Source organism: Mangrovibacillus sp. Mu-81, from assembly GCF_036867415.1.
GTDB lineage: Bacteria > Bacillota > Bacilli > Bacillales > Bacillaceae_B > Rossellomorea.
In genome coordinates this window covers 98329-122737 of record NZ_JBAJHU010000008.1, presented here as the reverse complement: position 1 = coordinate 122737, position 24409 = coordinate 98329, and the positions used below count along the sequence as shown (strand labels likewise).

At 41.2% G+C, this 24409-nt stretch carries 28 protein-coding genes; 3 read left to right on the top strand and 25 right to left on the bottom strand.

The window, feature by feature from the left end; translation table 11 throughout:
- Positions 1-8: 8 nt before the first annotated feature.
- The 10 genes from V6B33_RS16100 to V6B33_RS16055 form a co-directional block, all read right to left on the bottom strand.
- Complete coding sequence (locus V6B33_RS16100) at positions 9-185, bottom strand: YozD family protein (protein WP_334218773.1); 177 nt, start codon at positions 183-185, stop codon at positions 9-11.
- Positions 186-461: 276 nt separating this feature from the next.
- Entirely contained in the window at positions 462-1118 is a 657-nt protein-coding gene (locus tag V6B33_RS16095; protein ID WP_334218772.1) for a hypothetical protein, read from the bottom strand.
- A 204-nt stretch (positions 1119-1322) separates the two neighbouring features.
- Entirely contained in the window at positions 1323-1547 is a 225-nt protein-coding gene (locus tag V6B33_RS16090; RefSeq protein ID WP_334218771.1) for a YozE family protein, read from the bottom strand.
- Positions 1548-1620: 73 nt separating this feature from the next.
- Positions 1621-1905: a YokU family protein gene (locus tag V6B33_RS16085; protein WP_442915551.1), complete on the bottom strand. Its 285-nt coding sequence runs from the start codon at positions 1903-1905 to the stop codon at positions 1621-1623.
- A complete protein-coding gene (ablA, locus tag V6B33_RS16080) occupies positions 1895-3310 on the bottom strand; it encodes a lysine 2,3-aminomutase (RefSeq protein ID WP_442915547.1) in 1416 nt (471 codons plus the stop codon). The genes V6B33_RS16085 and ablA overlap by 11 nt, the downstream gene beginning before the upstream one ends.
- 79 nt (positions 3311-3389) lie before the next feature.
- On the bottom strand, positions 3390-4226 hold the full coding sequence (gene ablB, locus V6B33_RS16075; RefSeq protein ID WP_334218768.1) for a putative beta-lysine N-acetyltransferase: 837 nt from the start codon (positions 4224-4226) through the stop codon (positions 3390-3392).
- 138 nt (positions 4227-4364) lie between these two features.
- Positions 4365-5633, bottom strand: coding sequence for a peptidase (locus tag V6B33_RS16070; protein WP_334218767.1), 1269 nt, complete (start codon positions 5631-5633; stop codon positions 4365-4367).
- 23 nt (positions 5634-5656) lie between these two features.
- Entirely contained in the window at positions 5657-6319 is a 663-nt protein-coding gene (locus V6B33_RS16065; RefSeq protein ID WP_334218766.1) for a 3-oxoacid CoA-transferase subunit B, read from the bottom strand.
- Positions 6298-6990, bottom strand: a complete 693-nt coding sequence (locus tag V6B33_RS16060; RefSeq protein WP_334218765.1) for a 3-oxoacid CoA-transferase subunit A — start codon at positions 6988-6990, stop codon at positions 6298-6300. The genes V6B33_RS16065 and V6B33_RS16060 overlap by 22 nt, the downstream gene beginning before the upstream one ends.
- A 2-nt stretch (positions 6991-6992) precedes the next feature.
- The gene (locus V6B33_RS16055; protein ID WP_334218764.1) at positions 6993-8312 is read right to left on the bottom strand and encodes an aspartate aminotransferase family protein; all 1320 of its coding nucleotides are present in this window, start codon (positions 8310-8312) and stop codon (positions 6993-6995) included.
- Between the two features lie 457 nt (positions 8313-8769).
- Between V6B33_RS16055 and V6B33_RS16050 the strand changes: the two genes are divergently transcribed.
- Entirely contained in the window at positions 8770-10569 is a 1800-nt protein-coding gene (locus V6B33_RS16050) for a methyl-accepting chemotaxis protein (RefSeq protein ID WP_334218763.1), read from the top strand.
- 74 nt (positions 10570-10643) lie between these two features.
- Here the strand turns inward: V6B33_RS16050 and V6B33_RS16045 are convergent, their stop codons facing one another.
- The 5 genes from V6B33_RS16045 to rsgA form a co-directional block, all read right to left on the bottom strand.
- Positions 10644-10799 (bottom strand): YjcZ family sporulation protein, encoded by a 156-nt coding sequence (locus V6B33_RS16045; RefSeq protein WP_334218762.1) that lies wholly within the window; start codon positions 10797-10799, stop codon positions 10644-10646.
- Between the two features lie 175 nt (positions 10800-10974).
- On the bottom strand, positions 10975-11475 hold the full coding sequence (locus V6B33_RS16040) for a PTS sugar transporter subunit IIA (RefSeq protein WP_334218761.1): 501 nt from the start codon (positions 11473-11475) through the stop codon (positions 10975-10977).
- Between the two features lie 108 nt (positions 11476-11583).
- Positions 11584-12009: a peptide-methionine (R)-S-oxide reductase MsrB gene (gene msrB, locus V6B33_RS16035; protein ID WP_334218760.1), complete on the bottom strand. Its 426-nt coding sequence runs from the start codon at positions 12007-12009 to the stop codon at positions 11584-11586.
- Positions 11999-12547 (bottom strand): peptide-methionine (S)-S-oxide reductase MsrA, encoded by a 549-nt coding sequence (gene msrA, locus V6B33_RS16030; protein WP_334218759.1) that lies wholly within the window; start codon positions 12545-12547, stop codon positions 11999-12001. Before msrA ends, msrB begins: the two co-directional genes overlap by 11 nt.
- 390 nt (positions 12548-12937) lie before the next feature.
- Complete coding sequence (gene rsgA, locus V6B33_RS16025; RefSeq protein WP_334218758.1) at positions 12938-13987, bottom strand: ribosome small subunit-dependent GTPase A; 1050 nt, start codon at positions 13985-13987, stop codon at positions 12938-12940.
- 355 nt (positions 13988-14342) lie between these two features.
- Between rsgA and V6B33_RS16020 the strand changes: the two genes are divergently transcribed.
- Entirely contained in the window at positions 14343-15086 is a 744-nt protein-coding gene (locus V6B33_RS16020; RefSeq protein ID WP_334218757.1) for a DUF4397 domain-containing protein, read from the top strand.
- 436 nt (positions 15087-15522) lie between these two features.
- Here the strand turns inward: V6B33_RS16020 and V6B33_RS16015 are convergent, their stop codons facing one another.
- The 5 genes from V6B33_RS16015 to V6B33_RS15995 form a co-directional block, all read right to left on the bottom strand.
- Positions 15523-16110 (bottom strand): YpmS family protein, encoded by a 588-nt coding sequence (locus tag V6B33_RS16015; RefSeq protein WP_334218756.1) that lies wholly within the window; start codon positions 16108-16110, stop codon positions 15523-15525.
- Positions 16111-16140: 30 nt separating this feature from the next.
- Positions 16141-16935, bottom strand: coding sequence for an SGNH/GDSL hydrolase family protein (locus V6B33_RS16010; protein ID WP_334218755.1), 795 nt, complete (start codon positions 16933-16935; stop codon positions 16141-16143).
- A 255-nt stretch (positions 16936-17190) separates the two neighbouring features.
- A complete protein-coding gene (locus V6B33_RS16005; protein ID WP_334218754.1) occupies positions 17191-18033 on the bottom strand; it encodes a DegV family protein in 843 nt (280 codons plus the stop codon).
- A 159-nt stretch (positions 18034-18192) separates the two neighbouring features.
- Positions 18193-18444 (bottom strand): DUF2535 family protein, encoded by a 252-nt coding sequence (locus V6B33_RS16000; protein WP_334218753.1) that lies wholly within the window; start codon positions 18442-18444, stop codon positions 18193-18195.
- A 202-nt stretch (positions 18445-18646) separates the two neighbouring features.
- Complete coding sequence (locus V6B33_RS15995; RefSeq protein WP_334218752.1) at positions 18647-19300, bottom strand: SOS response-associated peptidase; 654 nt, start codon at positions 19298-19300, stop codon at positions 18647-18649.
- 156 nt (positions 19301-19456) lie between these two features.
- Here V6B33_RS15995 and trhA point away from each other — a divergent pair, with 156 nt between their 5' ends.
- A complete protein-coding gene (gene trhA, locus V6B33_RS15990) occupies positions 19457-20095 on the top strand; it encodes a PAQR family membrane homeostasis protein TrhA (RefSeq protein WP_334218751.1) in 639 nt (212 codons plus the stop codon).
- Positions 20096-20142: 47 nt separating this feature from the next.
- Here trhA and V6B33_RS15985 read toward each other — a convergent pair whose 3' ends face one another.
- The 5 genes from V6B33_RS15985 to V6B33_RS15965 form a co-directional block, all read right to left on the bottom strand.
- The gene (locus V6B33_RS15985; RefSeq protein WP_334218750.1) at positions 20143-20631 is read right to left on the bottom strand and encodes a dihydrofolate reductase; all 489 of its coding nucleotides are present in this window, start codon (positions 20629-20631) and stop codon (positions 20143-20145) included.
- Between the two features lie 81 nt (positions 20632-20712).
- Positions 20713-21666: a thymidylate synthase gene (locus V6B33_RS15980; RefSeq protein ID WP_334218827.1), complete on the bottom strand. Its 954-nt coding sequence runs from the start codon at positions 21664-21666 to the stop codon at positions 20713-20715.
- Positions 21667-21775: 109 nt separating this feature from the next.
- Positions 21776-22468, bottom strand: coding sequence for an anthrax toxin lethal factor-related metalloendopeptidase (locus V6B33_RS15975; RefSeq protein WP_334218749.1), 693 nt, complete (start codon positions 22466-22468; stop codon positions 21776-21778).
- A 288-nt stretch (positions 22469-22756) separates the two neighbouring features.
- Positions 22757-23347, bottom strand: a complete 591-nt coding sequence (locus V6B33_RS15970; RefSeq protein WP_334218748.1) for a YpjP family protein — start codon at positions 23345-23347, stop codon at positions 22757-22759.
- 271 nt (positions 23348-23618) lie between these two features.
- Positions 23619-24395, bottom strand: a complete 777-nt coding sequence (locus tag V6B33_RS15965) for a class I SAM-dependent methyltransferase (protein ID WP_334218747.1) — start codon at positions 24393-24395, stop codon at positions 23619-23621.
- Between the last annotated feature and the right edge of the window lie 14 nt (positions 24396-24409).

Here is a 24409-nt window from a genome sequence, read left to right as displayed (position 1 = left end):
ATTTTGAATTATACGTCTTCTTCCCATTCTTCGTCGATGATGCACTTGGCAATCAGATACTCGAAAGTTATGTCCGCTAGTTCTTCCAGTTCATCTTCAGAAGGTACATAGCCTCTTTGCACAAGTTCTTTCATGAAGAAATCAGCAATTTCTTCAGTGTCGATAAAGACTTCAATTTCCCGCATTTGATCGCCCCCTTTGATTCTCAATTTATGATACCGGCAGCTTAGTTATGCCAGCAGAAAAAAAGTTTTCATAAGAGCTTTCGGACAAGCATACACTTTACCATTAAGATTAGAGGAGCGATTGTATGTTGACTTTTATTAAAAAAGGCCAATCCACACTTAAAGAATTGGAAAATGGAGGAGGCAAGATTGCAGCCTGTATGCAATTGGTTCTGCGAGCAATATTGATTTCATTCTTACTTATAAGTGTTCCGTTATTTTTATATATTATGTGGATCATTCCTTCTCTTTAACGACAGAGTGAGAATTTGCATGGTTCTTTAATTGTTCAAGGACATGGTCCATTTTCTTTTTGTACGCGTTGTCTTGGAAGAAAAGATAAAGAGCTTTATAGTCGTTATAATAATCCAGAAGCTGGTCTGTCCAGCTTATTTTATAAGAAGGGGAATTAAGCAGCTTTGACTTACCGTCTTTTTTCTGAGGAAATACAAAGCCGTATTTTTTAATAAATGCTTCTGCCTGTTCTTCATCAGCTACGAGGGTAATCTCATCTTCATCTGCCTCTAGCCATTCCCCGTCAGTAATTCTCATTAATTCGTATATGACATCTTCCCATGCATCGTCTTTATAACGCCAAATTTCCGTTCTGAATCCCACCACTTTGAATAGGTCTTCTTCATATCCCTTAACAATGACAAGATCTCCAAAAAGAAATTTATATTCAATATCGATTTGTTCCTGTTCAAAAATATATCCGTCATATGTTTCAAGAAGTTCGAGTGCTTTTTCTTTAAACAACCCTTCACTTTCATTTACTTCATATAGGAATTCACCATCTAATTTTTTGATTTTTGTTATTTTGCCAACTGTTCCATAGATGGTCACGACTACTGTTTCCCCTACCCTGAATCTAGGCTCTTTTCGATTCTTCATTCTCCCCTCACCCTTAATCGCCTTTTTTATATAATATGCAAAAAACGTTATAACGGGATACAAGATTTCTGTTTAGAGGCTTTTCATTGAAATCTATATTCATACCCATTGCAGGCTTAAGGATTACTGCCCTCATCTTGTCTGAAGATGATATAAAAAGACTGACTTCAGTTATACAACTACACTTCAGTCAGTCTTTTTATTTTAAACTTTTTCATCTATTAAATAATGGTCCCAGGCTTGGTCGAATATGGTCATGCTTTCGAGATAAGAGCCGTTCATTTCAAGGTATGAGCTGATCTCATCATACTTTTCGGACTGCTTAGGGAAGCTGTGATCGTCATAAGCCGCATTTGCAAACCTGGTCAAATCATCTTTGGCTGCGGGCTGCCTGTGTTTCATTAAGTAATGATAAAATGACTTTCTCATCTACTCACCTATCCTTCGTAATGTATGTCTAAAGGATAGCGAATCATTCAGAATCCGTAAAGTATAGAGAATGTCAGAAGCGAAAATAATTTTTCTTTAGGAATCTTGGGATATTCAAGAGTTCTTCATAGGTGACCGTATCTGAAAGACTTTTGGTGTCGATTAACATCAATTGATCCTCAATCGCGTTGATTACGTGCTCTTCCTGGTACTCCATACCGCATTTCCTGCAGTTGATCCCTGGAACTTCCACGATTGTAATCGCCCGTGTCCCGTCAGGAAGTTCCCAATACACGTTACCCTTTTCTTCCATGACATCTGCTCCACCACACCATTCGCATTTATTCTTATTCTCCATCATTCGAATCTTCCTTTTTTTCGGAATTCATTTTAGCAAGCATGGCTTTATGTTTCTTCTCTTTAAGTTGGTCGCGTTTGTCCCTGAAGTCCTTGAGTGAATTATGGGATGGGTCCTCTTCGTATTTCTTTCTTCGTTCCAATCTTTTTAAACCACTTGGTGTCAAGGAAGGATGTGTATCATTCATTAACCCCGCGATACCGATCGTTGTACCAGAAATGTCCTCATCCTGATAAATTTCTTTAAAATAATCATCTGCTTTGCCTGGAACATATCCTTCAGGTTCTGGGTATGTGGAGATAACCCCTTCGAAATTCCGCACGACAACCTTTGATGCACTTTGAGATATCAGATAATTTGGCTGAAGCGAGATTTTCCCTCCTCCTCCTGGAGCGTCCAATACAAACGTAGGAACTGCATAACCAGAAGTATGACCCCTTAAACCTTCCATGATTTCCAATCCTTTGGCCACAGGTGCCCTGAAATGCCCGATGCCTTCGGAGAGATCACATTGATAAATATAATAGGGACGTACACGAATTTTGACCAAGTCATGCATCAGCTTCTTCATGATTGGGGTGCTGTCGTTGATTCCTGCCAGAATGACTGCCTGATTCCCGACAGGCACCCCAGCATCAGCAAGCATTTCACAGGCTTTCTTTGATTCTTCCGTAATTTCTATCGAGGTGTTGAAATGCGTATTCAACCATACCGGATGATATTTTTTCAAAATGGAGCAAAGATTTTCAGTGATTCGCTGCGGAAACACTACCGGTGCTCTTGTCCCGATCCGGATGATTTCTACATGTGGTATGTCTCTTAAATTTTTAAGAATATATTCAAGAATCTGGTCGTTTATCAATAATCCATCACCGCCTGACAACAATACGTCCCTTACAGCAGGTGTCTCACGGATATATTGAATCGCTGCATCCAATTGTTTCTTCGGCACCCCCATTCCGATTTGTCCGGAGAAACGTCTCCTCGTACAATAACGGCAATACATGGAACATTGATTCGTAACGAGAAACAAGACTCGATCAGGATATCGATGTGTTAAACCTGGAACAGGGGAATCTTCATCTTCCTGGAGAGGATCTTCCATGTCGTATTTGGTTTTATTGATTTCTTTCCCAATTGGGACAGACTGCATTCTGATAGGGCACCTGTGATCATCTTCGTTCATTAACCAAGCATAGTAAGGAGTGATATTCAATGGGATCGTCTTTGTTGAGATCCTTACCCCCTCTTCTTCTTCCGGTGTAAGATTCACCACCTTTTTTAAATCATCAAGTGTCCTGATGGTGTTGGTGAGCTGCCAAAGCCAGTTATTCCATTGTTCATCGGTAACGTTCTTCCAAAGTTCGATATCTTTCCAATATCTCTTCGGTTTATATAGGTTCATCCTCAAATTCTTCACCATCTTTCATAAAGTTTCTTCCTAAGGGCCTTATGATGATCGGTACTCCTCCTGTCGTGTGGATTTATTGCCCCAAATCCTTTTCCCACAAATTCATATCTTCAATTTTATCGAAAATATAACAATTATTAGCTAGCCTTCCTCTGTATTCATACCCCAATTGATGGAATACTGCATTCATCCCATAAGAAAGCGCTCTCGCAATAGTGTATGCACAATAAATGTCACGGTACAGTAATTCTTCTTCAAGCCTTGCAATCAGATTCTTCATGAATCCCCCTTTTCTGTAAAGCGGAAGGGTGGCACAATCCGTCAGTTCAGCATTCTTATATTGAAAATTAATCTCCGCCGAAGCAGCACTGATTATTTGTTCATTTTTCCTGATGCATACAAAGATTGTCCCATTCTTCATTGCGTCCTTAATGTATCGAGGATCGTGAAGAGGCACTGGATAAAGCTTAAATACTTCTTTATATAAACTGGACAATTCTTCAGCCTGCCCGGTCCCCGCGACTAGTATAGAGTCATCTGAATCCATAAAGGAAGGATACACCCCAAGCTTATGAACGGAAGAAAGGAGGTCATCTTCTTGACTCCAATAGCTGCTTGTACGGCGTTCCTCTTTCATAAATCTGGACATGAAATGCACTCTGTCCCCATTAAAATAATGATTGATCACTCCCTCATGCACGAAACCACGCTCAATCAGTGTCATGAACTGACTTTCCCGTGCCTTGATAATGAGTTTTTCGTAATTGTCAAATTGGGAATCGTTGTTTAAGTGCGTAAGGAAGAAATGCAGGTTTCCCTGTAGATCATCCACCCTTATTCGTTTGTTTACACCATCCCTGTAAACGGACGCGGCGAATTTTTTCTGCTTTATCAATTCATACTTCTGCATATATAGCACCCTTTTTTATCAACATATGAATTCTTATCGAAGTATATGAAACAAACCTCTGAAAGAAAGACCGCCCAATAACCCGGCGTGATGTTCCCCGCACTCCTGCCATCCATTCCCGACATACATAAAAAAATTTCAGCAGTCCCCGTTACACCAATCTAAAATAAATAGAGTAAGGATTTCGGCAGTTTGAAATATTTTATCCAGCTCGATGAACTCATTGGCATCATGTGCAACTTCTGTTGTACCTGGACCGAATACGACAACAGGGATATTTGCGCCCTGGGATAGAATCCCCCCGTCTGTCCCCCAGGGTGAAGCTTCGATGACCGGGGCGGAACCCATCACCTTCATGAAACTACTCTTTAATTCATTCATGATCGGATGATCCGGAGATAAATCACCAGGCTGCCAGCGGCCACCAAACCATTCGATTTCAACAGGATGTTCTTTAAACCAGGGATCGGCCGTCTCAAGATCCGCAAGACACTTCTCAAATTCACGTTCAACATGCTCCATCGTTTCCCATGGTGCTACCCCCACTCTGCCCTCAATCACCGCCAGATCCGGTACTGATGATGGCCACTTTCCACTTTCCATTTTTCCTATATTAATAGGCAACGGAATGGGGACAGTATCATATAACGGATCTTTCACTCTTCCGTTTCTCTTCTCTTCCAGTTTTTTCAATGTTGAAAGGACAGTATAGCCTTTTTCAATCGCATTAACCCCTTCATACCGGGTACCTCCATGAGCCGCTTTCCCTTTAACAAAAACTCTGAACCACATCGACCCTTGCTGTTTAGGGAACATTTTCATATTTGTCGGCTCGGGTATGATCGCACCATCGGCTTTATAGCCCCGCAATAAAGCTGCAAGGGTCCCTGCACCGCCGCTCTCTTCTTCTATTACACTTTGAAAGATAATATCCCCCTTCAAAGGAATCTGTAAATCTTTGATCACTTCTATCGCCATTAATAGGGCTGAAGTTCCTCCTTTCATATCTGTTGAACCCCTGCCATATAACCTCCCGCCACTAACGGTGCCGCTGTAAGGATCATGCTTCCAATCCGCTCTGTCGCCTTCTGGAACGACATCTACATGACCATTCAAGATAAGACTCTTTCCTCCGCCTGAACCTCTCAATACAGCAGCCATATTGGGATTCCCTTTAAAGTCCAAGCGGTCACAGCGATAAAATGGATGATCTTTTAACTCCTGACCCTGAATCTCCCAAATATCAAGATCCATTCCCAACTCCCTGCATTTTTCGATTATTACCGCTTGCGCTTTGTATTCTCTCCCTCTGACGCTGTCTTCCTGCACCATTCTTTGCAGAAGTTCCACCGTACTTTTCTTTTTTTCTTCTATTTTTTCTTTTATGAGTTGATGGACATAGTTCAACAGGACCCTCTCCTTTTCAAGCATTAATCCATATAAGTAACTTGCGGGCTGATGAAGAATTCTGCTTCTGTGGAATTGTTAATTTCTTCTATTGAATAGGGACGGAATACTTCAATCAGCGTTAAGCGGCCTTTATCGATTGTGAACACCCCGCGATCCGTGATGATCATGGATACGCATTGTTTTGCGGTTAAAGGCAAGGAACATTCTTTTACTAGCTTACTATGATGATATTTATCCAAGTGAGTCATTAAAACGATCACTTTTTTCGCTTTGGAGGCAAGTTCCGTCGCTCCACCCATACCCGGCACCTTTTTACCGGGTATGATCCAATTTGCCAGGTCACCTTTTTCGCTGACTTGCAAGGAACCAAGGATAGTCAAATCTATTTTCCCCCTTCGGATCATTGCGAATGCTGCGGCACTGTCCGTATAACATCCGCCGTTAATCAGTGAAACCGGGAAACCTCCTGCATTGCACAGATTTTCGTCCTCACTGCCTTTATCCGGGGCAGCACCTATGCCCACAATTCCATTTTCAGATTGAAAGATGACTTCATACCCTGAAGGAAGATGATTGGGTACGAGTGAAGGGATCCCAATCCCAAGATTGACGACCATCCCTTCCTTCACTTCCCGGGCAGCTCTCTTTGCCAGTCTGTTCTTTATTCCCATATCCATTTCCAATCGACTCCTTTAGAAGGAACAATATAATCGACAAAAACTCCTGAGGTAACAATCTCCTCCGGATCCAAGTCCCCGGTGCCCACAATTTCTTCCGCTTCCACAATGGTGATGTCCGAAGCCATAGCCACCAATGGATTCGTATTCCTCGCACTTTTGTCATACACAAGGTTCCCGAACGGATCCGCTTTCTTTGCGAATACGATACCCACTTGTGCAGAAAGGGCGGTCTCAACTAAGAAAGAATGTCCCTCTATTTCAATCACTTTCTTCCCATCGTTCAAGTACGGGTCATCAATACCTATTTCAGATAGGAAACCTTTGAGCCCCACACCGCCGGCCCTGATTCTTTCCGCCAGTATTCCCTGTGGAGAAAATTCCACTTCAAGCGTCCCCTCACTCATCATCCTGCCTGCTATCGGATTCGAACCAATATGGGAGGCGATGACTTTTTTGACTCTGTCTTCAGCAATCAGCTGTCCGATCCCTATATGCGGAAAGCCCGTGTCATTCCCAATAATCGTCAGGTCCCTGATCCCCCATTTCAGTATGCTGGTTATCATTGTCGGTGGAGTTCCTACTCCCCCAAAACCGCCAAACATCAGAATCATATTATTGAAGAATAAAGACTTTAAGTTTTCATAGCTGCTTATTTTATTTAAATGTGCGGGCATCCCTACCCCTCCTTCGACCTCATTTCTATCATTTGAAAGGTGGAACGCAGCCTTTTATATACTTCCTCAAGCTCCCTTTTTGAACTATTCAGAGGAGGTGCTATTATGATGGCAGATCCTTTTCTTCCGTCGATACCAGACGCTGCCGGATACAATAGGATTCCGCTTTCGACACCCGCAGCCACGACAGAAGATGTAAAGGCGCCACCCGATTCAATGCCGGATGGTGTGAATTCAATGCCTAATAACAAGCCCTTTCCCCTTACCTCCCGCACAAATGAAAACTCATTCATTAACTTAACCAATAAATTTCTTAAGTAAATACTTTTACTTTCTATCCCTTCTATGATTTTTTCTGAGTCGATGAGTTTCAGAACGGCAAGAGCGGCGGCTGATGAGAGAGGATTGCCGCTGTAAGTATGCCCGCTCATGATGATTCTGGTCCCATTTACTATTGGTTCCATTACTCTGTCGGATATCAGCGCAGCCGCTATTGGCGCATATCCGGCACTCAACCCTTTTCCGACTGCCACGATATCCGCCTTGACTCCCCATTGTTCAAGTGCCAGGAAAGTCCCTGTTCTTCCGCACCCGCTCATGACTTCGTCAGAAATAAATAGAACATCATTACGTTCACAGATTTCTTTGATACGGGAATAATAATCATCAGGCGGTGAAATGGCACCCCCTGCAGCTCCGATGATCGGCTCAGAAATGAATGCCGCGATATTCTCGGCTCCTATTCTTGAAATCATCACCTCCAGCTGCTCTGCACAAGCTAAATCACAAGAGGGATAGGACTTGCCAAACGGACAAGACAAACAATAGGGAGGTTCGATTGCCGGCCAGTCCCCTATTACCGAATCGAATCTTTCCCTTCTGACAGGATGACCTGAAGCTGATAAAGCACCAAATGTAATTCCATGGTAACTTAGCCACCTCGACAGGATTCTTCTTTTTGCAGGCTTGCCCTTTTCCTGCCAATGTTGAAGAGCGATTTTTATCGCTGTTTCCACTGCTTCAGAACCGCTGTTTACAAAGAAACTCCAATGATAACCTGTTTTCTCATGAAGAAAAGCAGCGAGGTCTTCAGCTGGCTGGTTGCTGAATTGCGAACGATAAACAAAAGCCACTTTGCTGCCCTGGTCAACGATAGATTGAATGATTTCTTCCATACCATGTCCCAAATTTGCGGTGACAGCCCCCGAACATGCATCTAAATATTCTTGACCTGACTGATCGTACAAATAAACTCCCTTCCCATAATCAATCATCGGATAATGTTCACCAATAAAAGGTTTAATTAAATGTGAATGAGGCATATTCTCCCTCCCGAAGACTCAATATCGAGCTCTCCTTTCATTCGTCCTGTGTTTCACAAATGAAGGATCTCTTACTTACATTCATATGTCTTGAAACAAGAATCTTTCTTTGCTTTTCAAAAATTACCTGAAACTGATCATGATGTTTATAGTTGTCTGCATACCGGTACCTTAGACCCACATCATACACTTATACAATTAAATAACCGTTCGAAGAAAGTTAGTACTTATTGATGAATTCGTTCATTTGTGCATGAATAATCTTTTATTAACCCTTTAAAAGCGAACAAAAATCACCAAGTTAACTTTTTTGTACGACTTTATTTAAATTTGATAAAATTCTTAAAAATTCGACAAAAAAAGATAAAATAGACTAGATTAATCAGGACAATATAGGTAGAATAATGGTAAGTTCATCCTTTGATGCTACTTTTTTCACGTCCAGGAGGGGGATGCAGTGATAAAGAAAAAATGGAAGTCGCCAGTCAAATTGCCAAAAGGAAACAAAAAGAAAGAGAGTAAGGAAAAGACAAGGAATAATCGGGGATACTTTACATATTTTCGTACAATCCGTGGAAAAGTTGTTCTTTCATTTGGTCTGCTGACCATTGTCTTATTAATTCTGGCATCTACTTCATATTTCAATATGATGAAGCTGGAAAGCGAAATTAATACACTAATAAAATACGACATGCAAGTGGACACAAAGGTAAAGGACTTGTCAAAAGTCCTGAATGACATTGAAATTGGTGAACAAGGATTTGTCATTACTGGTGCTACAGGTTTTTTAGCTCCATACGGAAATGGGAAAAATCAGGTTGAACAGCACTTTTCTGATTTAAACACTCTATTAAAGGATGATCAGGAACAGCTTGATAAGCTTGATAAAATCGAAAAACAATATGAATATTGGATCCAATTTGTTGACAGGGTCATCGATACCCGAAAGGACGAAGGGCTTGAGAAAGCGGCAAGCCTTGTAGAATCGGGGACAGGGAAGAAATATCTTGATGGAATCCGGTCATATGTCGATATGATTGTAGTTGACCAGCAGAAAGATCTTAACAAGAGAATAGATTCATTGAATCAACAAGTTACTTTGTCCAAAATCGTTACAATCAGTTTATCTGCATTTGCCGTCCTGCTGGCTGCATTCTTTGGATTTATACTTTCAAAGAATATTAAAACCAATGTAGGAAAAATCAGCCGCTCCATTCTGGAAATCGCAAATGCAGGCGGTGACCTGACTAAGCGGATAAAAGTCAAATCCAAAGATGAATTAGCAGGACTCGCTTCAGATACAAACCAGCTCATTGAAGGCATCGCCGTCTTGGTTAAACAAGTTTCAGGAATGGCGGAAAATGTATCCGCCAGCTCACAGCAATTATTGGCTTCTGCCGAAGAAACATCGAGGACAATCACCTCTATCGCAGAAACCTCAAGTGAAATTGCAGCAGGTACTGACCAGACCACGATGAAGATGTCCAGCTCATTTGAGAAGATGAACAGCTTGGAAGAAGCAGCACGCTTTCTTTTCGAGCAGGCAGATCTAGTGAAGCAGACGGCTCATGATATGAGGGAAGCAGCCGAAAAGGGCGGAAAATCCGTTCAGGCATCTTCCACAAAGATGATGAATATTGAAGAAACAATGGCCAGCACCAGCGAAACAGTCGAAGCACTTGGAAAACGTTCAGCACAAATCACTATGATAATCGGCACGATTACTGAAATTGCGGAACAAACAAATCTCCTAGCATTGAATGCCGCTATTGAAGCCGCTCGTGCAGGTGAACACGGCCGTGGCTTTGCAGTGGTTGCAGATGAAGTAAGAAAGCTTGCTGAACAATCCCAGAAAGCTGCAAAAGGTGTCACGGAAATCGTACACAGTATTCAGGAAGAAGTGAATGTAATCATCAAACAGAACTCTGATGGTGTAAAGGAAGTCATCGCCGGAGTGGAAATAACCAACGAAACAAACGCTTCACTTGAAGGCATCTTAAGTCAGACGAATAAAACAACTGTCGTGGTGAATGAAATGGTGGATCATATTCAAGCCACACTAAACTTAAGCCAGGAAGTGGCCAATTCTTTCGCACAAGTAAATGAAATCGCGGCTGCCACTGCAGCCAATACTGAATCAACTGCAGCAGCTTCGGAACAGGGATCTGCTGCTATGCAAGAAGTCACTGCGAGCGCATCGGAACTTTCCCAACAAGCAGAAAAACTGAAGGAACTTGTATCCAGCTTCAAAATATAGGATTGGTCATTCAGTAAGAAAAGAGGTGCCAAAGCATTCGCTTTGGCACCTCTCTTATATTTCAGTATATTTCATTATTTCCCGCAGTAACAGACAGCCCCAATGATGATTAACAAAATGAATAATACAACAATCAAGGCAAAGCTATTTCCGCAAGCCACTCCACCAACAGGATAACCATACCCCGGATAACATTGAGTATAAGCCGGTTCAACAGCACCTTTATACATACATATCTCTCCTCATTTTTTATTTACATTGTCAATGTATGTCAAGTGCCCGGACACTGTTTGTGCATTTGCCCATTTTGCCCAAAAAAGAAACCTTTTCACACCTCATGGCATTATTACTATAAGGATAAAAAAAGGTGTGTCCTCCGCTTCATTGCGGGTACACACCTTTTTTCTATTTCGCTGATATTTCCAGAATATCCTCTTGTCCAGCCGTTACCGATACGGCATCTTTCTTAACTAATTCACCCATATCATCACCATTGGTCAAAATGATGGGGGTGATGGTGCTTTTTGCTTTTTCTTTTACTAATTCGAGATCAAACGTAATCAGGGCATCACCTTTATTTACTTTTGAGCCTTCTGCAACATGTGCTTCAAAACCTTCACCGTTCATTGATACTGTTTCGAGGCCGATATGAATGAGGATTTCTGCTCCATTTTTTGCCTTGATTCCTACAGCATGCTTAGTGGGGAACAATTGCATGATTTCCCCATCAACCGGTGAAACCACTTTACCTTTTGAGGGATCGATTGCGATGCCGTCACCCATCATTTTTTGAGAGAATACAGGATCCGGAACTTCTTCCAGCGATTTGACAGTACCTGTAAGTGGTGCAGCAGCCAACACTGTTTTAGGCACTTCTTCTTTTTTACCGAATAATTTTTTCAACATAAGTTCTTCACCTTCCTATATAAAATATATACACATATGTATAAATGAATAAACATGCAGATCTCATTGTAGCACATATGTGAAAGTTATCACAACATTTAAACTATATCAAAATAATTTTTTGTATTTCCCATACCCTTCTTCATCCAGCTTTTCATAAGGAATAAACCGCAGTGCAGCCGAGTTTATGCAATAACGCTGTTTGGTCGGACCCGGGCCGTCATCAAATACATGACCCAAATGGGAATCGCTCTCCTTACTTCTTACTTCGGTCCTGACCATGAAATGGCTTCGATCATCCTTTTCTTTTAATTCTTCTTCGTCAATAGGCTTTGTAAAGCTAGGCCAGCCGCACCCCGCATCATACTTATCTCTAGAACTGAAAAGGGGTTCACCTGAAACAATATCAACATAAATACCATCATTAAATTGATTCCAATATTCATTATTAAATGCAGGTTCCGTACCATTATTCTGCGTCACTTCGTACTGGATGGGTGTCAGCTTTTTCTTCAACTCATTTTTATTTTTCATCTTTATTCCCCCAGTTCCCCTCTATAAATGATGCACGGCCAGAGCCATGGCTATAGCGCTGATAATGTGCGGGATTCTTTTTATAATAATCCTGATGATAATCCTCGGCCTGATAAAATTCTTTAGCCGGCAGTATGGATGTAACGATCGGTCTGCTGAATTTTCCTGATTTTTCAAGTTCAATCTTTGATTTCTCTGCCAGAATTCGCTGCTCTTCGTTATGGTAGAAAATAGCTGTCTTATAAGAATGGCCCCTGTCAAAAAACTGGCCCCCGGGATCTGTTGGATCAATCTGCTGCCAATAGACTTGCAATAACCTGTCATATGAGAATTCCCGGGGATCAAATACAATCTGAACAGCTTCGAAATGTCCTGTCTTTTCAGAACATACTTCCTTGTATGTCGGGTTCGGAATCGTACCGCCTGTGTAACCGGAAGTGACACTTTCGATGCCTGGCTGTTCATCGAAAGGCTTGACCATACACCAAAAACAACCTCCGGCAAATGTAGCTTTTTGAACTTTTTTATCATTCGGCATATTAATCAACCTTTCTTAGTGATATATTGACTTTTCCCTATGTTGAAGATTTTAACTCATTAAGTGAAAAAATAAAAAGAATACAGAATAAATCAAGAAAAGCGGAGGCGGCTCGCTCAGGTCCGACAAGCATAAGCCAAATGGGCCGGGAAGGCGTTTTTTGCCTTCTTGGGCCGTTTGGCTTATGACCTCGAGGGCCTAGCAGACGGAGCTGGACAAAAAGAAAAGCGGAGGCGGCTCGGTCAGGCCCGACAAGCATAAGCCAAATGGGCCGGGAAGGCGCTTTTTGCCTACTTGGACCATTTGGCTTATGACCTCGATGGCCTAGCAGACGGAGCTCATAATGAAAAAAATTGACCCCTTTTCAAAGGATCAATCTTCCTTCTTACATTACTTCAGCTTTCTTTGCTTTCCGATATTTTTCCACTTTTTTCGTTCCAGTGATTCCAGCCTTTTATTCCCTCTTCTTTCCATATAAGCGATTTCCCTTTGCAGCTTTTGATACTGACTAAATCGGTTGGGATCAAGCTCACCAGAGAGAATCGTTTCCTTGACCCTGCAGCCCGGTTCTTCATTATGAGAACAATCCTTGAATCTGCATGAGTGTGCCAGTTCTTCAATATCACTGAATTGAGTAGACAACCCCTCCTGCCCCTGCCACATTTGTATTTCTCTCATTCCCGGTGTATCAATAATGGAAGTCCCATTTTTCAAAAGGAACAGTTCTCTATGGGTCGTCGTATGTTTCCCTTTATCATCACCATCCCTGATTTCATTCGTCTTTTGGACATCATCATCAAGGAGGAGATTCGTTAAGGTAGACTTGCCTACACCTGAAGAACCTACTAATGCAATCGTTTTTCCCATTCCAAAATATGGACTCAGTTCTTCTATCCCTTCTTTCGTAATGGAGCTGATGGTGAGCACTTTCACTCCGTACAACTTATCTTCCACTTCTTTTCGTTTCTCAGCTGCGTTTTTATATATGTCAGCTTTCGTCAGTACGACTACCGGGTTTGCACCGCTTTCCCAGCAAAGTAATAAATACCGTTCAATTCTTCCGATGTTCAATTCGTCGTTCAGTGAGGAAAGAATGAATACAGTATCTATATTCGTGGCAATTATCTGCTCATCAGCTTCCAATCCTGCTTTTTTTCTCGAAAATTTACTTGCTCTCGGAAGCACTTTCTCAATGGTGCTGCCTTCATCGTTTATCAGTACCCAGTCACCAATAGCCGGCAGATCCTCGCGGGTAACCGTTTCAAATCGGATTTTCCCCGTTATTTTACATAAATTCACCCCGGTTTTGGTCATGACCATGTATGCGCCTTTTTGTTCAGTCACGACTCTGCCTAGATTTTGCACGTTCATGTCGTTTACGTTTACTTCTTTAAATGATTCCAGCTTACTATTAAACAATTGCGTTCTAAGTGTATTCAAATGGTAATCCTCCCTAAAATAAAAAAACCGTTTGCGCTCTGCACGCCAACGGTTTTTAGTCTTTAGGGGTTAATAGACCTCTAAAAAGATTTTCCGAATAAAGCGGTTGGTTGACATGCAGAGACTTTTACTGGTATATACAGAAGTTGTTTATTGAAATTCATCAGTCTATTCATATCACATCACCCGCTTTCTTTAAGTTAAGACTATTATCTCTTAACCAAAACAAAAAAACAAGAAATTTTTTCTATTTTCAGAAGAATTCATCGTATTCTTTTATATTCATGGGCATTTTCACCATTTTACTTCTTGTGCATAATCTATTGTGGCGAGAAAGTTAAAAGGGGAGAACACAATGAGCAAACAACAGGATTTTCTAAATAAAGCAGCTTTATACGATTTATTGGCCGGTTATTATAAATACAGTAACCCTTCCATGCATGTCCATTATTATCAAAAACATTTGAAGTACATGAATTTCGCCTTGAAGGCACAAGAGAGGGAAATGAACCTTTCAAGCCAGCCATCATATGTCAGACTCCTTCATGCCGTACCAGATGCACCAAGTGTGGATATTTATGTGAATGCAAATCGTGTATTAAGAGATGTCGCCTTTAAGGATATCAGTGATTACCTGACACTTCCGGCAGGGAAGTATCACATAGATATTTATCCTGCAGGAACAGGAGTCTCTACGCTGATCAGCAAAAAAGTGAAACTGGAACCCGGAAAAGTTTATACTTTTGCTGCAGCAGGCACTTCAAATAAACTGCAGCTGCTGCCATACATCGATGACCCTTCTATTCCTGGCGGCGAAACGAAGTTAAAGTTCATCCATCTTTCACCTGATGCACCTGCAGTTGACATCGGGGTAAAAGGGGGAGACACCGTCTTTTCAGATGTTTCTTTCAAAAAGGCTTCCGACTATTTAATCCTCACGCCAATGACCGTTAACCTGGAAGCCAGGAAAGCAGGAACGAAAGATAAAATCCTGGAGATCCCGAATGTGAAACTGAACGCCAATCAACCCTATACCCTTGTGGCTGTTGGATTGGCCGGGGGTTCACCTGAACTTGAGGTCATGCTATTAAAAGGATAATTGAAAAGAGGCTGGGACAAAACAAAAAAATAACTGCCTAAAGGCGAACATTATCAGTGATGACCACTGAATATCGCTAATGATTTCCGTGCAAGACTTCGCTTTCCGCGGGTAGCCCGTGAGCCTCCTTTAAATTCGAGGAGTAATTGTCCAGCTGCAGGGCTTAGAGGCACATGACATAAGTCAAACCGACCAAGAAGGCAAAGAACGCCTTCGTGGCCGATTCGCCTTATGCCACACGCCTCTGAGCAAAGCCCTTCCGCTTTTCTGATAGGAGTCTTCGTCTTGCACTCCAATCAACCGCTCGAACAAGCTGTATGCAAAATGGACATTTGAACAAAGCTAAAAAAAAGCCGAACTTACTTGAACTTAGAGTTCAAATTAGTTCGGGTTTTATTCAGACCAAAACACTTTTGTCCCAGCCTCTTCCCTTGGCTTATTGAGCTTGATCCACAGGCACCAATAGCCGGAACATGATATTATCTTTTTCTAAATCGAATTCCTTTGCCCTGACTTTAATATCACTCTTCAGTTCCATATCCTGCAGTGACACATAGATCAATTCATCATTCGGCTGGATTTTTACCCATTCAGGGAAGTTATAAGAATCCCTGATGACTTTCAATACATAAGAAACAGGCAAGTTCAGGGACCCGACTGAGATCGATTTCTGCTTTAGAAGGATATCCCCGTTTTTTAACGCCTGAGGTTCGAATTTCAGATCAAAGTCGATGTTGGAAGTGAATACCGGGACTGACCCGTGTAATTCCACATCATCCTTTAACTGTACGTCATAATCCACCGGACCTTTAAGTCCTTCTTCTTCAATATAGTGCTCAATGATGAGATTGAGGTCATGTTTATTCGAGCGCACATCAAATCCGACTTCTCCATTGTTATTTGCTTTATTATCCGGTAACTCATCATCCTTAATAGGAGCAAACACCATCATAAGGATAATTACTGCACCTGCAGCCAATGCGCCTGACAAGGCAAAGAAAGCTGCCTTCCATTTGTTCTTCATGCTGGCTTCTCCTCTTCTAACTAACTATGATTAATTGGTCAGTCTTGCAATTGTTTCCCCTTGTGAAAGGCTCGTAAACATCCGTTCTGCGATTAATTTATATCCTTCATCGTTTGGGTGGAAATAATCTTCGTATAACAGGGTATCTCCACTGTCGATGAATAAATCATCAATCTTTATAAACAGTGTTTTGTCATAGCTGCTCAACACCTGCTCACTGGCACTGTTCCAATTACGGATGATTTGATTCACTTCATCGATATCGGAAAACCAGGTGTTGAAAGGATTATATAGTCCTACAAGAACAATACCTGCATCGGGATTGTAGCTTTTGATCGTTTTCATTATGTCATTCAGCCTATTTTGATACAATCGTTTTTCTTCTTGGAATACTTCCAGGCTTAAATGAGATAAATTTTCCCTGAAGATCTTCATTACATCGTTTCCGCCAATCGTGATCATGACCATATCAGCTTCTTCAATCGACTTTTTCACTTTGTCTTCTTTCAGCCGTTCAAAAAGCTGATCAGTACGATTACCCCTGACACCATAATTATGGAATTGAGCATTATTTATACCATCCAAGGCTTCGAGCTGATGCTCCAAATAAGGAACGTATCCCCCATTTTTCGTACTGTCCCCTACACCTTGAGTAAGAGAATCACCGATTGAAACGATTTTCAAGTTTTTTGGTATGAAGTTTTCGTTTGGGTTTTCTTTATCCCACAAGGATACTTCCCTTGTTACATGTTCCGCAGCCTCTTCCATTGAACAGCCAGATAAGAGAAGAACAAAAGCAAGCATGGAGAATGTTATTCTTTTCATCCGCTTCACCCCGCTTACTATATAATCTTATTATATCACTACTGGATATCCGTAAAACCTATGTTAATAATCCATAAACAAATTGTAAACTCCAGCCACTTCTGCAACAATTTCAAAACTGACCGGACAGCTGACACTTATACACTATAGTATATGTAAATAAATGAAAAATTGAATCATAAATATGGACACAGACCCATCTATTATCCAAAAGTTCAAAAACGGCGAAGGGCAAGCCCCCGCCGTTCAACTACTTTATTCTGTATAATACATGAATCCGATCGCCCCAATGCCTGTATGGGTGCTGATGATAGGTGTTGTATCGGCGATCTCGTAATCGTCGAATCCTGTTTTTTCTTTAATTTTATTCTTGAGACTCTGTGCCAGTTTCAGGCCGTCTACATGAACAAGCCCTACTCCGCGAATCGTTTTGCCCTTGACATCTTCAACGAATTGAGATGATAAGTATTTTACAACCTGTGAATGGCTCCGTACTTTTGCCACAGGAGTATACTCTCCTCCTGCTAAAGAAGCAATCGGCTTGATATTGAGAAGGGATCCGATCATTGCCCTTCCTTTTCCAATCCTTCCCCCTTTCACAAGGTTTTCCAGCGTATCGACGACTACGAACAAATTCGTATTGTTGCGGATGTTTTCAATGGAATGGAGGATCTCTTGAAGGGATTTACCCTCTTTACTAAGCTTTGCAGCTTCAATCACCTGGAAAGCCAGTCCCCTGGAAATGAACCTTGAATCAACCACCGTTACCGATGATGAGGACATTTCCGCTGCTGATTCTGCCGAACGTACTGTCCCGCTCATATTGCCTGTCATATGAATCGAAAGTACTTCGGAACCATCTTTCCCCAATTCATCGAACATCTCGAGAAAGGCACCTGCAGGCGGCTGTGAACTTTTAGGTAATTCTTCTGAAGTTCTCATTTTCTCCAAGAAACTTGAAGGGGTCAAATCAATCCTATCTAAATATGTTTCTCCATCGATCGTAATCGAAAGGGGAACAATATGAATTTCCAAGTCATTTATTTCTTTTTCTGTCAGATCTACTGTTGAATCTGTTACTATTTTTATTTTGGTCAAATTCGCCACATCCTTCTACCATATCCATTGTATTATAACGTTAAAGAGACAGGATTTAAATAGATATCATTAATTGATGCCGTCATCCACACGTACAAAAGAAAAAGGTCAGAGTCCAAAGTTTCGGATGAACTTTGGACTCTGACCAGGTGGATTGGATCATGCATTATTTCTCAATTCTTCACAGTGATAAATTTGCTCGTAATCTGACCATTTCATCGTGCGTTTTAAGTAGTCTCTGAAACTGTATGCCGTTTTGCGGGTTTGTTCTTCCAGGATTTTTGAAATGAACACATTCAGTTTAAGATTGACGCTAAAATAGAGCGGGCTGTCTTCCTTTAGTACAGGGACTTCTAAGATTTTGACTTTCCTTCCATACTTTGATTTGAACTCAATGGTTTTTGTCAGCAAAGTATCAATCCTCTTTTATACCCGTTTATCTCATTATACCGCATATCACGTGCATAATATGTCTAATCCTGCAAAAATATTATTTTTTCTATGTACGGGGAATCGTGTTGTTGAATCCCTCTGCATACCACTCCGATTTTCAGTCATGTGCAATACCAGATATTCTAAGATACCCGATTAGCATGCCTCATATAATTCATATTCAAGCAGGGTTGATACATTCCTCATTGTCATTTTTAGGAGAATTCACCAGTTTGGATACATTGTAACTTTTCATTTCTTCCTCAGGAAATGATTTCAGTATGCTGGACGCTTCTTCAAAGGAATATTCGTCAGTGTTGAGCCATTTTTCTATCTCTTCATCATCTTTCAGCATGACAGGCATTCTATTATGTACAGGTTGTACGAGGTTATTTGCTTTCGTTGTCAGAATCGTGGATGTTACCTTTCCATCACTGCTTCTATCCCAAAGTCCTGCGAATACAAATGGTTTTTCATTTCGGAGCTGGAAGCGGACGGGAACTTTCCCTTCGCCCTCCTGCTTCCATTCGTAAAATCCATCTGTAAAGATGACCATTCTCTTCTTATGAACCAGAGAGCGAAAGCTTGGCTTTTCCAGAAGTGTTTCACTTCGTGCGTTGATAAGTGGCTTCCACTTACTCTTATCCGCCCACCCCGGAACTAGCCCCCACAATGTTTCACCCGCCTTGCGTGAACCCTTATGAGAAATTAAAGATAATACTCTCTGAGATGGTGCAATATTGTATCTCGGAGTTACGTCATCGATGTAATCATCTATTAAAAATTGTTTAATCAATTCTTCAAGGGGAGTCGTCAGCGAAAATCTTCCACACATGAGATCACCTCTAAATAGAAATTTTTTCTTATCAAGACATTAACTGAAAATAAATATAAATACAAGCATACTCCTCATATTAGTTGCAGGATTTGGAAAAGAGGATTACGATAAGTACACACTATTTACACACGTTAACTGAAAGGGTGTATTTCCTTGACATATGACTTTGATTATTCAAATTGGAAAGAAGAAATAGCCAATGCCATTACTCACGGTATCGGTTTGTTATTAAGCATCCCCGCTTTGGTCATGCTGATCATTTTCTCTTTAGATAAGGGATCGCCATGGCACATAGTCAGCTTTTCCATATTCGGCGCTTCGATGATCCTTCTATATTTGTTTTCTACACTGCTGCATAGTTTTAAACCGTCAAAGATCAAAAATCTTTTCGCCATTCTAGATCATTCAGCGATTTACATTCTAATTGCAGGCACATACACCCCTCTTATGCTTGTAAGTGTACGAAGTGCCTTGGGCTGGACCCTTTTCGGAATTGTATGGGGACTTGCGGTCATCGGCATCGTGTTCAAATGTTATTTCGTTCAGCGATTCCAGATTGTATCGACTCTTTTCTATCTGGTGATGGGCTGGCTTGTCATTATTGCAATTAAACCTCTTTATGCAAGTTTGACGGCTGAAGGATTTTTGCTTTTATTAGCAGGGGGCCTCATGTATTCGATTGGTGCAGTCTTCTATATATGGAATAGACTTCCTTATAACCATGCCATCTGGCACTTATTCGTTTTGGCAGGAAGCAGCTGCATGTATTTTTGTATTTTGTTATATGTGTAATTGACAAGAAAGGTACTGTCCGCGGACAGTACCTTCTTTATCCCTATTCATTGCTTGCGTTCATAGATCATGAAGTAATAGTCATACGGATTTTTATCATCTCTGGGACCTTTTTCTTTCCGAACCAATACCCACTCCTCTTGGTTGAATGCAGGAAAGAATGTATCTCCTCCAAAGTCCTCTTCAATCGTGGTGATATATAGACGGTCGGCAAACGGAAACATTTCCCTGAAAATTTCCGCTCCGCCAATCACAAATATTTCCTCTTCCAAACGATTTTCAATGTCAGTAATCTCTTTAGGTGAATGAATGATGATACAATCTTTTGACTCGTACCCCTTGTCTCTTGTAAGGACAATATTCTCTCTTCCCGGCAGTGCTTTCCCGATTGATTCATGAGTTTTTCTTCCCATCACGATCGGGTTACCCATTGTGACTTTTTTAAAAAAAGCAAGATCGGCAGGAAGGTGCCAAGGAAGCTCATTGTGTTTCCCAATAGCTGATTTCGAATCCATTGCTACAATAAAAGAGATCATATCTTCTTTTCCCCTTTCTATAAACACCAGGCAAATCCATCCCGGACTTTCAATAAGAATGACTGACTTATCTTTTGCTTACTAGACAGCAACTGGGGCTTTGATGGAAGAATGAGGGTCATACCCTTCCAATCCAATGTCCTTCATTTCAAAATCAAAAACCGATTTCACCGCACTGTTCAACTTCAATTGAGGAAAGGTTCTCGGTTCACGGTCAAGCTGGGTGTTAATTTGTTCAATATGATTGGTATAAATATGTGCGTCTCCTATAGTATGGATAAAATCCCCTGCTTCAAGTCCGCATTCGTGTGCGATCAAATGAGTCAAGAGGGCATAGCTTGCTATATTGAATGGAATTCCAAGGAAGATATCCCCACTGCGCTGGTACAGCTGACAGCTTAACTTTCCATCCGCCACATAAAATTGAAACAGTGTATGACAAGGCGGTAAACCCATCAAAGGAACAAATTCCGGAGACCAGCTGGACAGTATCAATCTTCTGGAGTCAGGATTGACTTTTATCTCTTCGATCAATTCTTTTAACTGATCGATCGTCCCTCCTCGGGTCGTTTCCCAAGCTCTCCATTGTTTACCGTAAACCGGCCCTAACTCTCCGTATTTAGAAGCAAATTCCCCATCATTTAAGACACGCTCTTTAAAGTGCTTCATTTCCCGTTGATACTGCTGATTAAATTCTTCATCCTGCTGGCTTCTGAGCCCAAAATCATTCATATCTGGACCGGAATACTCCGAACTTTCCACCCAATTTTTAAAAGCCCATTCATTCCAGATATTGTTGTTGTGCTGAAGCAAATAACGAATATTCGTGTCTCCTTTGATGAACCACAGCAATTCACTTGCCACGAGCCTGAATGGAACCCGCTTTGTTGTCAGCAGCGGGAAACCTTTGCTTAGATCAAACCTCATCTGATAACCAAAGACCGAGAGTGTGCCGGTCCCTGTTCGATCCTCTTTTTTGAAGCCATTCTCCAGGACATGCCGGCACATATCCAGATAAGCGTTTTCAGGATGCATCAACTTCATCACTCCTTCTTTCTTTTACTTTTTCTAGTATGTATCTTATAGTGCTTACAGCAGAAGATAGATCTTCTGCTGTCTTTTCAATTCAAACCGCCTTTTGTTTTCAGTTAAGCGACTTAAAATATTGATAAGTGGATGGAGCTTTTCTTTTTAATAGATTCCTTGAGTCGGAACTGAAATAATACATGGCAAATGTTTCGGCATAATATTCTTCCTGGTAATCAATGAAGTATGATTGACCGGGGAATAAGAGAGGGGCTTCCCTTTTCCAAACCTGCATAAAAGCCATTTCTGAATAAGGATCATTGACGATATATCTGTCGATGCTGTGGGCAAGTTCATGTAATTCCAGATTGATGGAGTCATGGCCCATACCCCTTTGGCTATGACCGATTTTTATAAGGACAAGCTTAGATCCACCGATACCCGGCAAGTCATCCCACGTAGTACTTTTATTAGTGTACCCTCTAGGAGTTACACCTTTCAAGTGGCTGGTGGAAGAAAAGTCGGTTAGTTTTTTTTCGAACAATCTCACTTTTATTTCCTGGTTTTCTACCGCACTCAGTAAATGTGGCGGGATATGATCGAGCCTTCCTATAATGCCTTTCGCCTCGCTTTTGTCAAAGTCGGTCTCCGGAAGCAGGACAATGTTTTCCAACTGTTCTTGTGAATGCAGCTGCATAGTGGATTGTATGGAAGAGTGTTTTAATAGAATTCCGCTGTAACTTGCCTGTGTTTGCTTCCAGATAATGAAAGAACCTGTAATAATGAGGAGGAGAATGGATGCACGTTTCATGTAAAGAACCTCCGTAATCGAGAAGTGCTTAGATAATACTATTCTACCATAATATCAACCGGACTTTTAGGATGGATTCCTTCCAATTCCGAGCTTTATGGATACAGTAACCATTCTTTCTATAAGAAAAGCGAGAGCGCCTTTCTCTGCCCCGGGGAGCATTGGCTGATTAGAGAATCCGCTCTTTTGCTTCAATGGGCGGACCGAAACACCTCGAGGGCTTGGCGGCTGGAGCTGGACAAAAAAACAAGCACACAAAGGAGTGTGCCTGTCATATGTATAGGTAGATTATGATACACTCATCCACTGCGGCGGAGTGTTTTTAGCCCAAAAGATGCTTCCTAAATCATGGTGTGCCTGAAAATCATCATGAACAGTATGATAGTGAAAGTTAAAATAATATCCGGCTTTAGGCGGATGATCCTTTCTTACATGAAAGCGGATGATATCCTCACCTGATCTTTTATCATAAATGTGAAAGATTTTTTCCGTCTTTGCATATTGCGGCACTTCTGAGATCACCAGATTTGATAGATCATCATCTCCATACTGCAAAGAGGTTTGCTCTATTGCATATTCCATCTTTGGAAGGATTACGGTCCTAAATTCGACTTCTATTGCCGGCTTGATCTTCGTACCAAATTTCATATAGGCATTTTGTTCTGCCTGCTCCATGATATGCTCCAGAAAATCCTCTCTGGTAAAGAGGGACTCTTCTTCCATAACATCTTCTTCTGCTCTTTCCACTGTAGAGGCTTTTCCACTGCTTTTTGCAAGGGCCTGTCCTTCTTCATTCAGGAAAGCTTGAGAGGGAGTAACCAGTCCGAATGTAAGGATCGATATAAGTACAAAAAACGACTTTTTGAGCCAGATTGCCATAAATAACGTCCTTTCCTATGTAATGCTTCTATAATTATACTATTTATTACGGTCAAAAAGTGAAAAAGGTTTCATTTTTTTGTAGGATATAAAAATATTTATGTGGTAGTATATTATAGAGGATATTTCGTTAGGAGGATAACTAAATGGATACTGGAATTATGATAAATATTGGTTACTTACTTCTATTAGGTTATTTCGTAGTATTAGGTTTTACAGACTAATCTAAAAGGCAGACAGGCTCATCCATGTGGCCTGTCTTTTTATTGCTTTACAACTTAATAACTCCGAAATGAAACTTGGCTGATGGTCTTTTTATCACTTCAAAACCGTGTTGCTCAAAAAGTGGCGATTGATAATGATTTTTCATAACTACCTTATACCTGGCCACCCGTTTTGCCTCTGCAATCACTTCTTTTGTCAGTGGTGTATAGGAAGCCCAATTTCTGATTGGATTTATTCCCGTTGAATCAGTCAGACCTTCTTCAAACATGGGATCGAAATAGACTACATCATTTGATTTATCGGCACTTTCCCTTAAAGCATTTTCAAAATTCCCCTGCGACATTTCTACTCTTTTCATCGCTTCGTTTAGCTCTGTAAGAGGCGACGTCCAATTCTTCAATCCCTCTGCAATGATAGCGGCAATATACTTATTTGCTTCCATTCCTTTAATAGATCCTTCTGGGCCGATAATGTGACTGGCGATAATGCTGTCCGATGCAAGTCCAAGTGTACAATCAAGGAAGCTCATTCCTTGCTTGAGTCCTGCAGCTTCCACCATCGGATCATTTTCCCCGCGCATTAATCTTTTAATTCTGAATGAGGCTGAGTTCGGATGAAAGAAAAAAGGTTCTTTATCCTTTTCTTTCTTATGAAGCTCCAGTCGCGCTTTACCGACCATAAGGCAATCTTGATCTTGTTTTTCCATAAGATAAATGAGAGATTTTATTCCCCGTTCTATATATGGAATGTTCAGTTCAGAAGCGATTCGCAATGCCTCTTGGATAACATTCCCGTTTGCTCTGCCACATGTCGTTACAAACACAATTGTTGTCTCCT

Bases quoted from the DNA above. Each gene is read 5' to 3' on its own strand.
- V6B33_RS16100 (WP_334218773.1), bottom strand. From the start codon at position 185: ATGCGGGAAATTGAAGTCTTTATCGACACTGAAGAAATTGCTGATTTC.
- V6B33_RS16095 (WP_334218772.1), bottom strand. From the start codon at position 1,118: ATGAAGAATCGAAAAGAGCCTAGATTCAGGGTAGGGGAAACAGTAGTC.
- V6B33_RS16090 (WP_334218771.1), bottom strand. From the start codon at position 1,547: ATGAGAAAGTCATTTTATCATTACTTAATGAAACACAGGCAGCCCGCA.
- V6B33_RS16085 (WP_442915551.1), bottom strand. From the start codon at position 1,905: ATGGAGAATAAGAATAAATGCGAATGGTGTGGTGGAGCAGATGTCATG.
- ablA (WP_442915547.1), bottom strand. From the start codon at position 3,310: ATGAACCTATATAAACCGAAGAGATATTGGAAAGATATCGAACTTTGG.
- ablB (WP_334218768.1), bottom strand. From the start codon at position 4,226: ATGCAGAAGTATGAATTGATAAAGCAGAAAAAATTCGCCGCGTCCGTT.
- V6B33_RS16060 (WP_334218765.1), bottom strand. From the start codon at position 6,990: ATGCCCGCACATTTAAATAAAATAAGCAGCTATGAAAACTTAAAGTCT.
- V6B33_RS16055 (WP_334218764.1), bottom strand. From the start codon at position 8,312: ATGCCTCATTCACATTTAATTAAACCTTTTATTGGTGAACATTATCCG.
- V6B33_RS16045 (WP_334218762.1), bottom strand. From the start codon at position 10,799: ATGTATAAAGGTGCTGTTGAACCGGCTTATACTCAATGTTATCCGGGG.
- V6B33_RS16040 (WP_334218761.1), bottom strand. From the start codon at position 11,475: ATGTTGAAAAAATTATTCGGTAAAAAAGAAGAAGTGCCTAAAACAGTG.
- msrB (WP_334218760.1), bottom strand. From the start codon at position 12,009: ATGAAAAATAAAAATGAGTTGAAGAAAAAGCTGACACCCATCCAGTAC.
- msrA (WP_334218759.1), bottom strand. From the start codon at position 12,547: ATGCCGAATGATAAAAAAGTTCAAAAAGCTACATTTGCCGGAGGTTGT.
- V6B33_RS16020 (WP_334218757.1), top strand. From the start codon at position 14,343: ATGAGCAAACAACAGGATTTTCTAAATAAAGCAGCTTTATACGATTTA.
- V6B33_RS16015 (WP_334218756.1), bottom strand. From the start codon at position 16,110: ATGAAGAACAAATGGAAGGCAGCTTTCTTTGCCTTGTCAGGCGCATTG.
- V6B33_RS16010 (WP_334218755.1), bottom strand. From the start codon at position 16,935: ATGAAAAGAATAACATTCTCCATGCTTGCTTTTGTTCTTCTCTTATCT.
- V6B33_RS15995 (WP_334218752.1), bottom strand. From the start codon at position 19,300: ATGTGTGGAAGATTTTCGCTGACGACTCCCCTTGAAGAATTGATTAAA.
- V6B33_RS15985 (WP_334218750.1), bottom strand. From the start codon at position 20,631: ATGATCTCTTTTATTGTAGCAATGGATTCGAAATCAGCTATTGGGAAA.
- V6B33_RS15980 (WP_334218827.1), bottom strand. From the start codon at position 21,666: ATGCATCCTGAAAACGCTTATCTGGATATGTGCCGGCATGTCCTGGAG.
- V6B33_RS15975 (WP_334218749.1), bottom strand. From the start codon at position 22,468: ATGAAACGTGCATCCATTCTCCTCCTCATTATTACAGGTTCTTTCATT.
- V6B33_RS15970 (WP_334218748.1), bottom strand. From the start codon at position 23,347: ATGGCAATCTGGCTCAAAAAGTCGTTTTTTGTACTTATATCGATCCTT.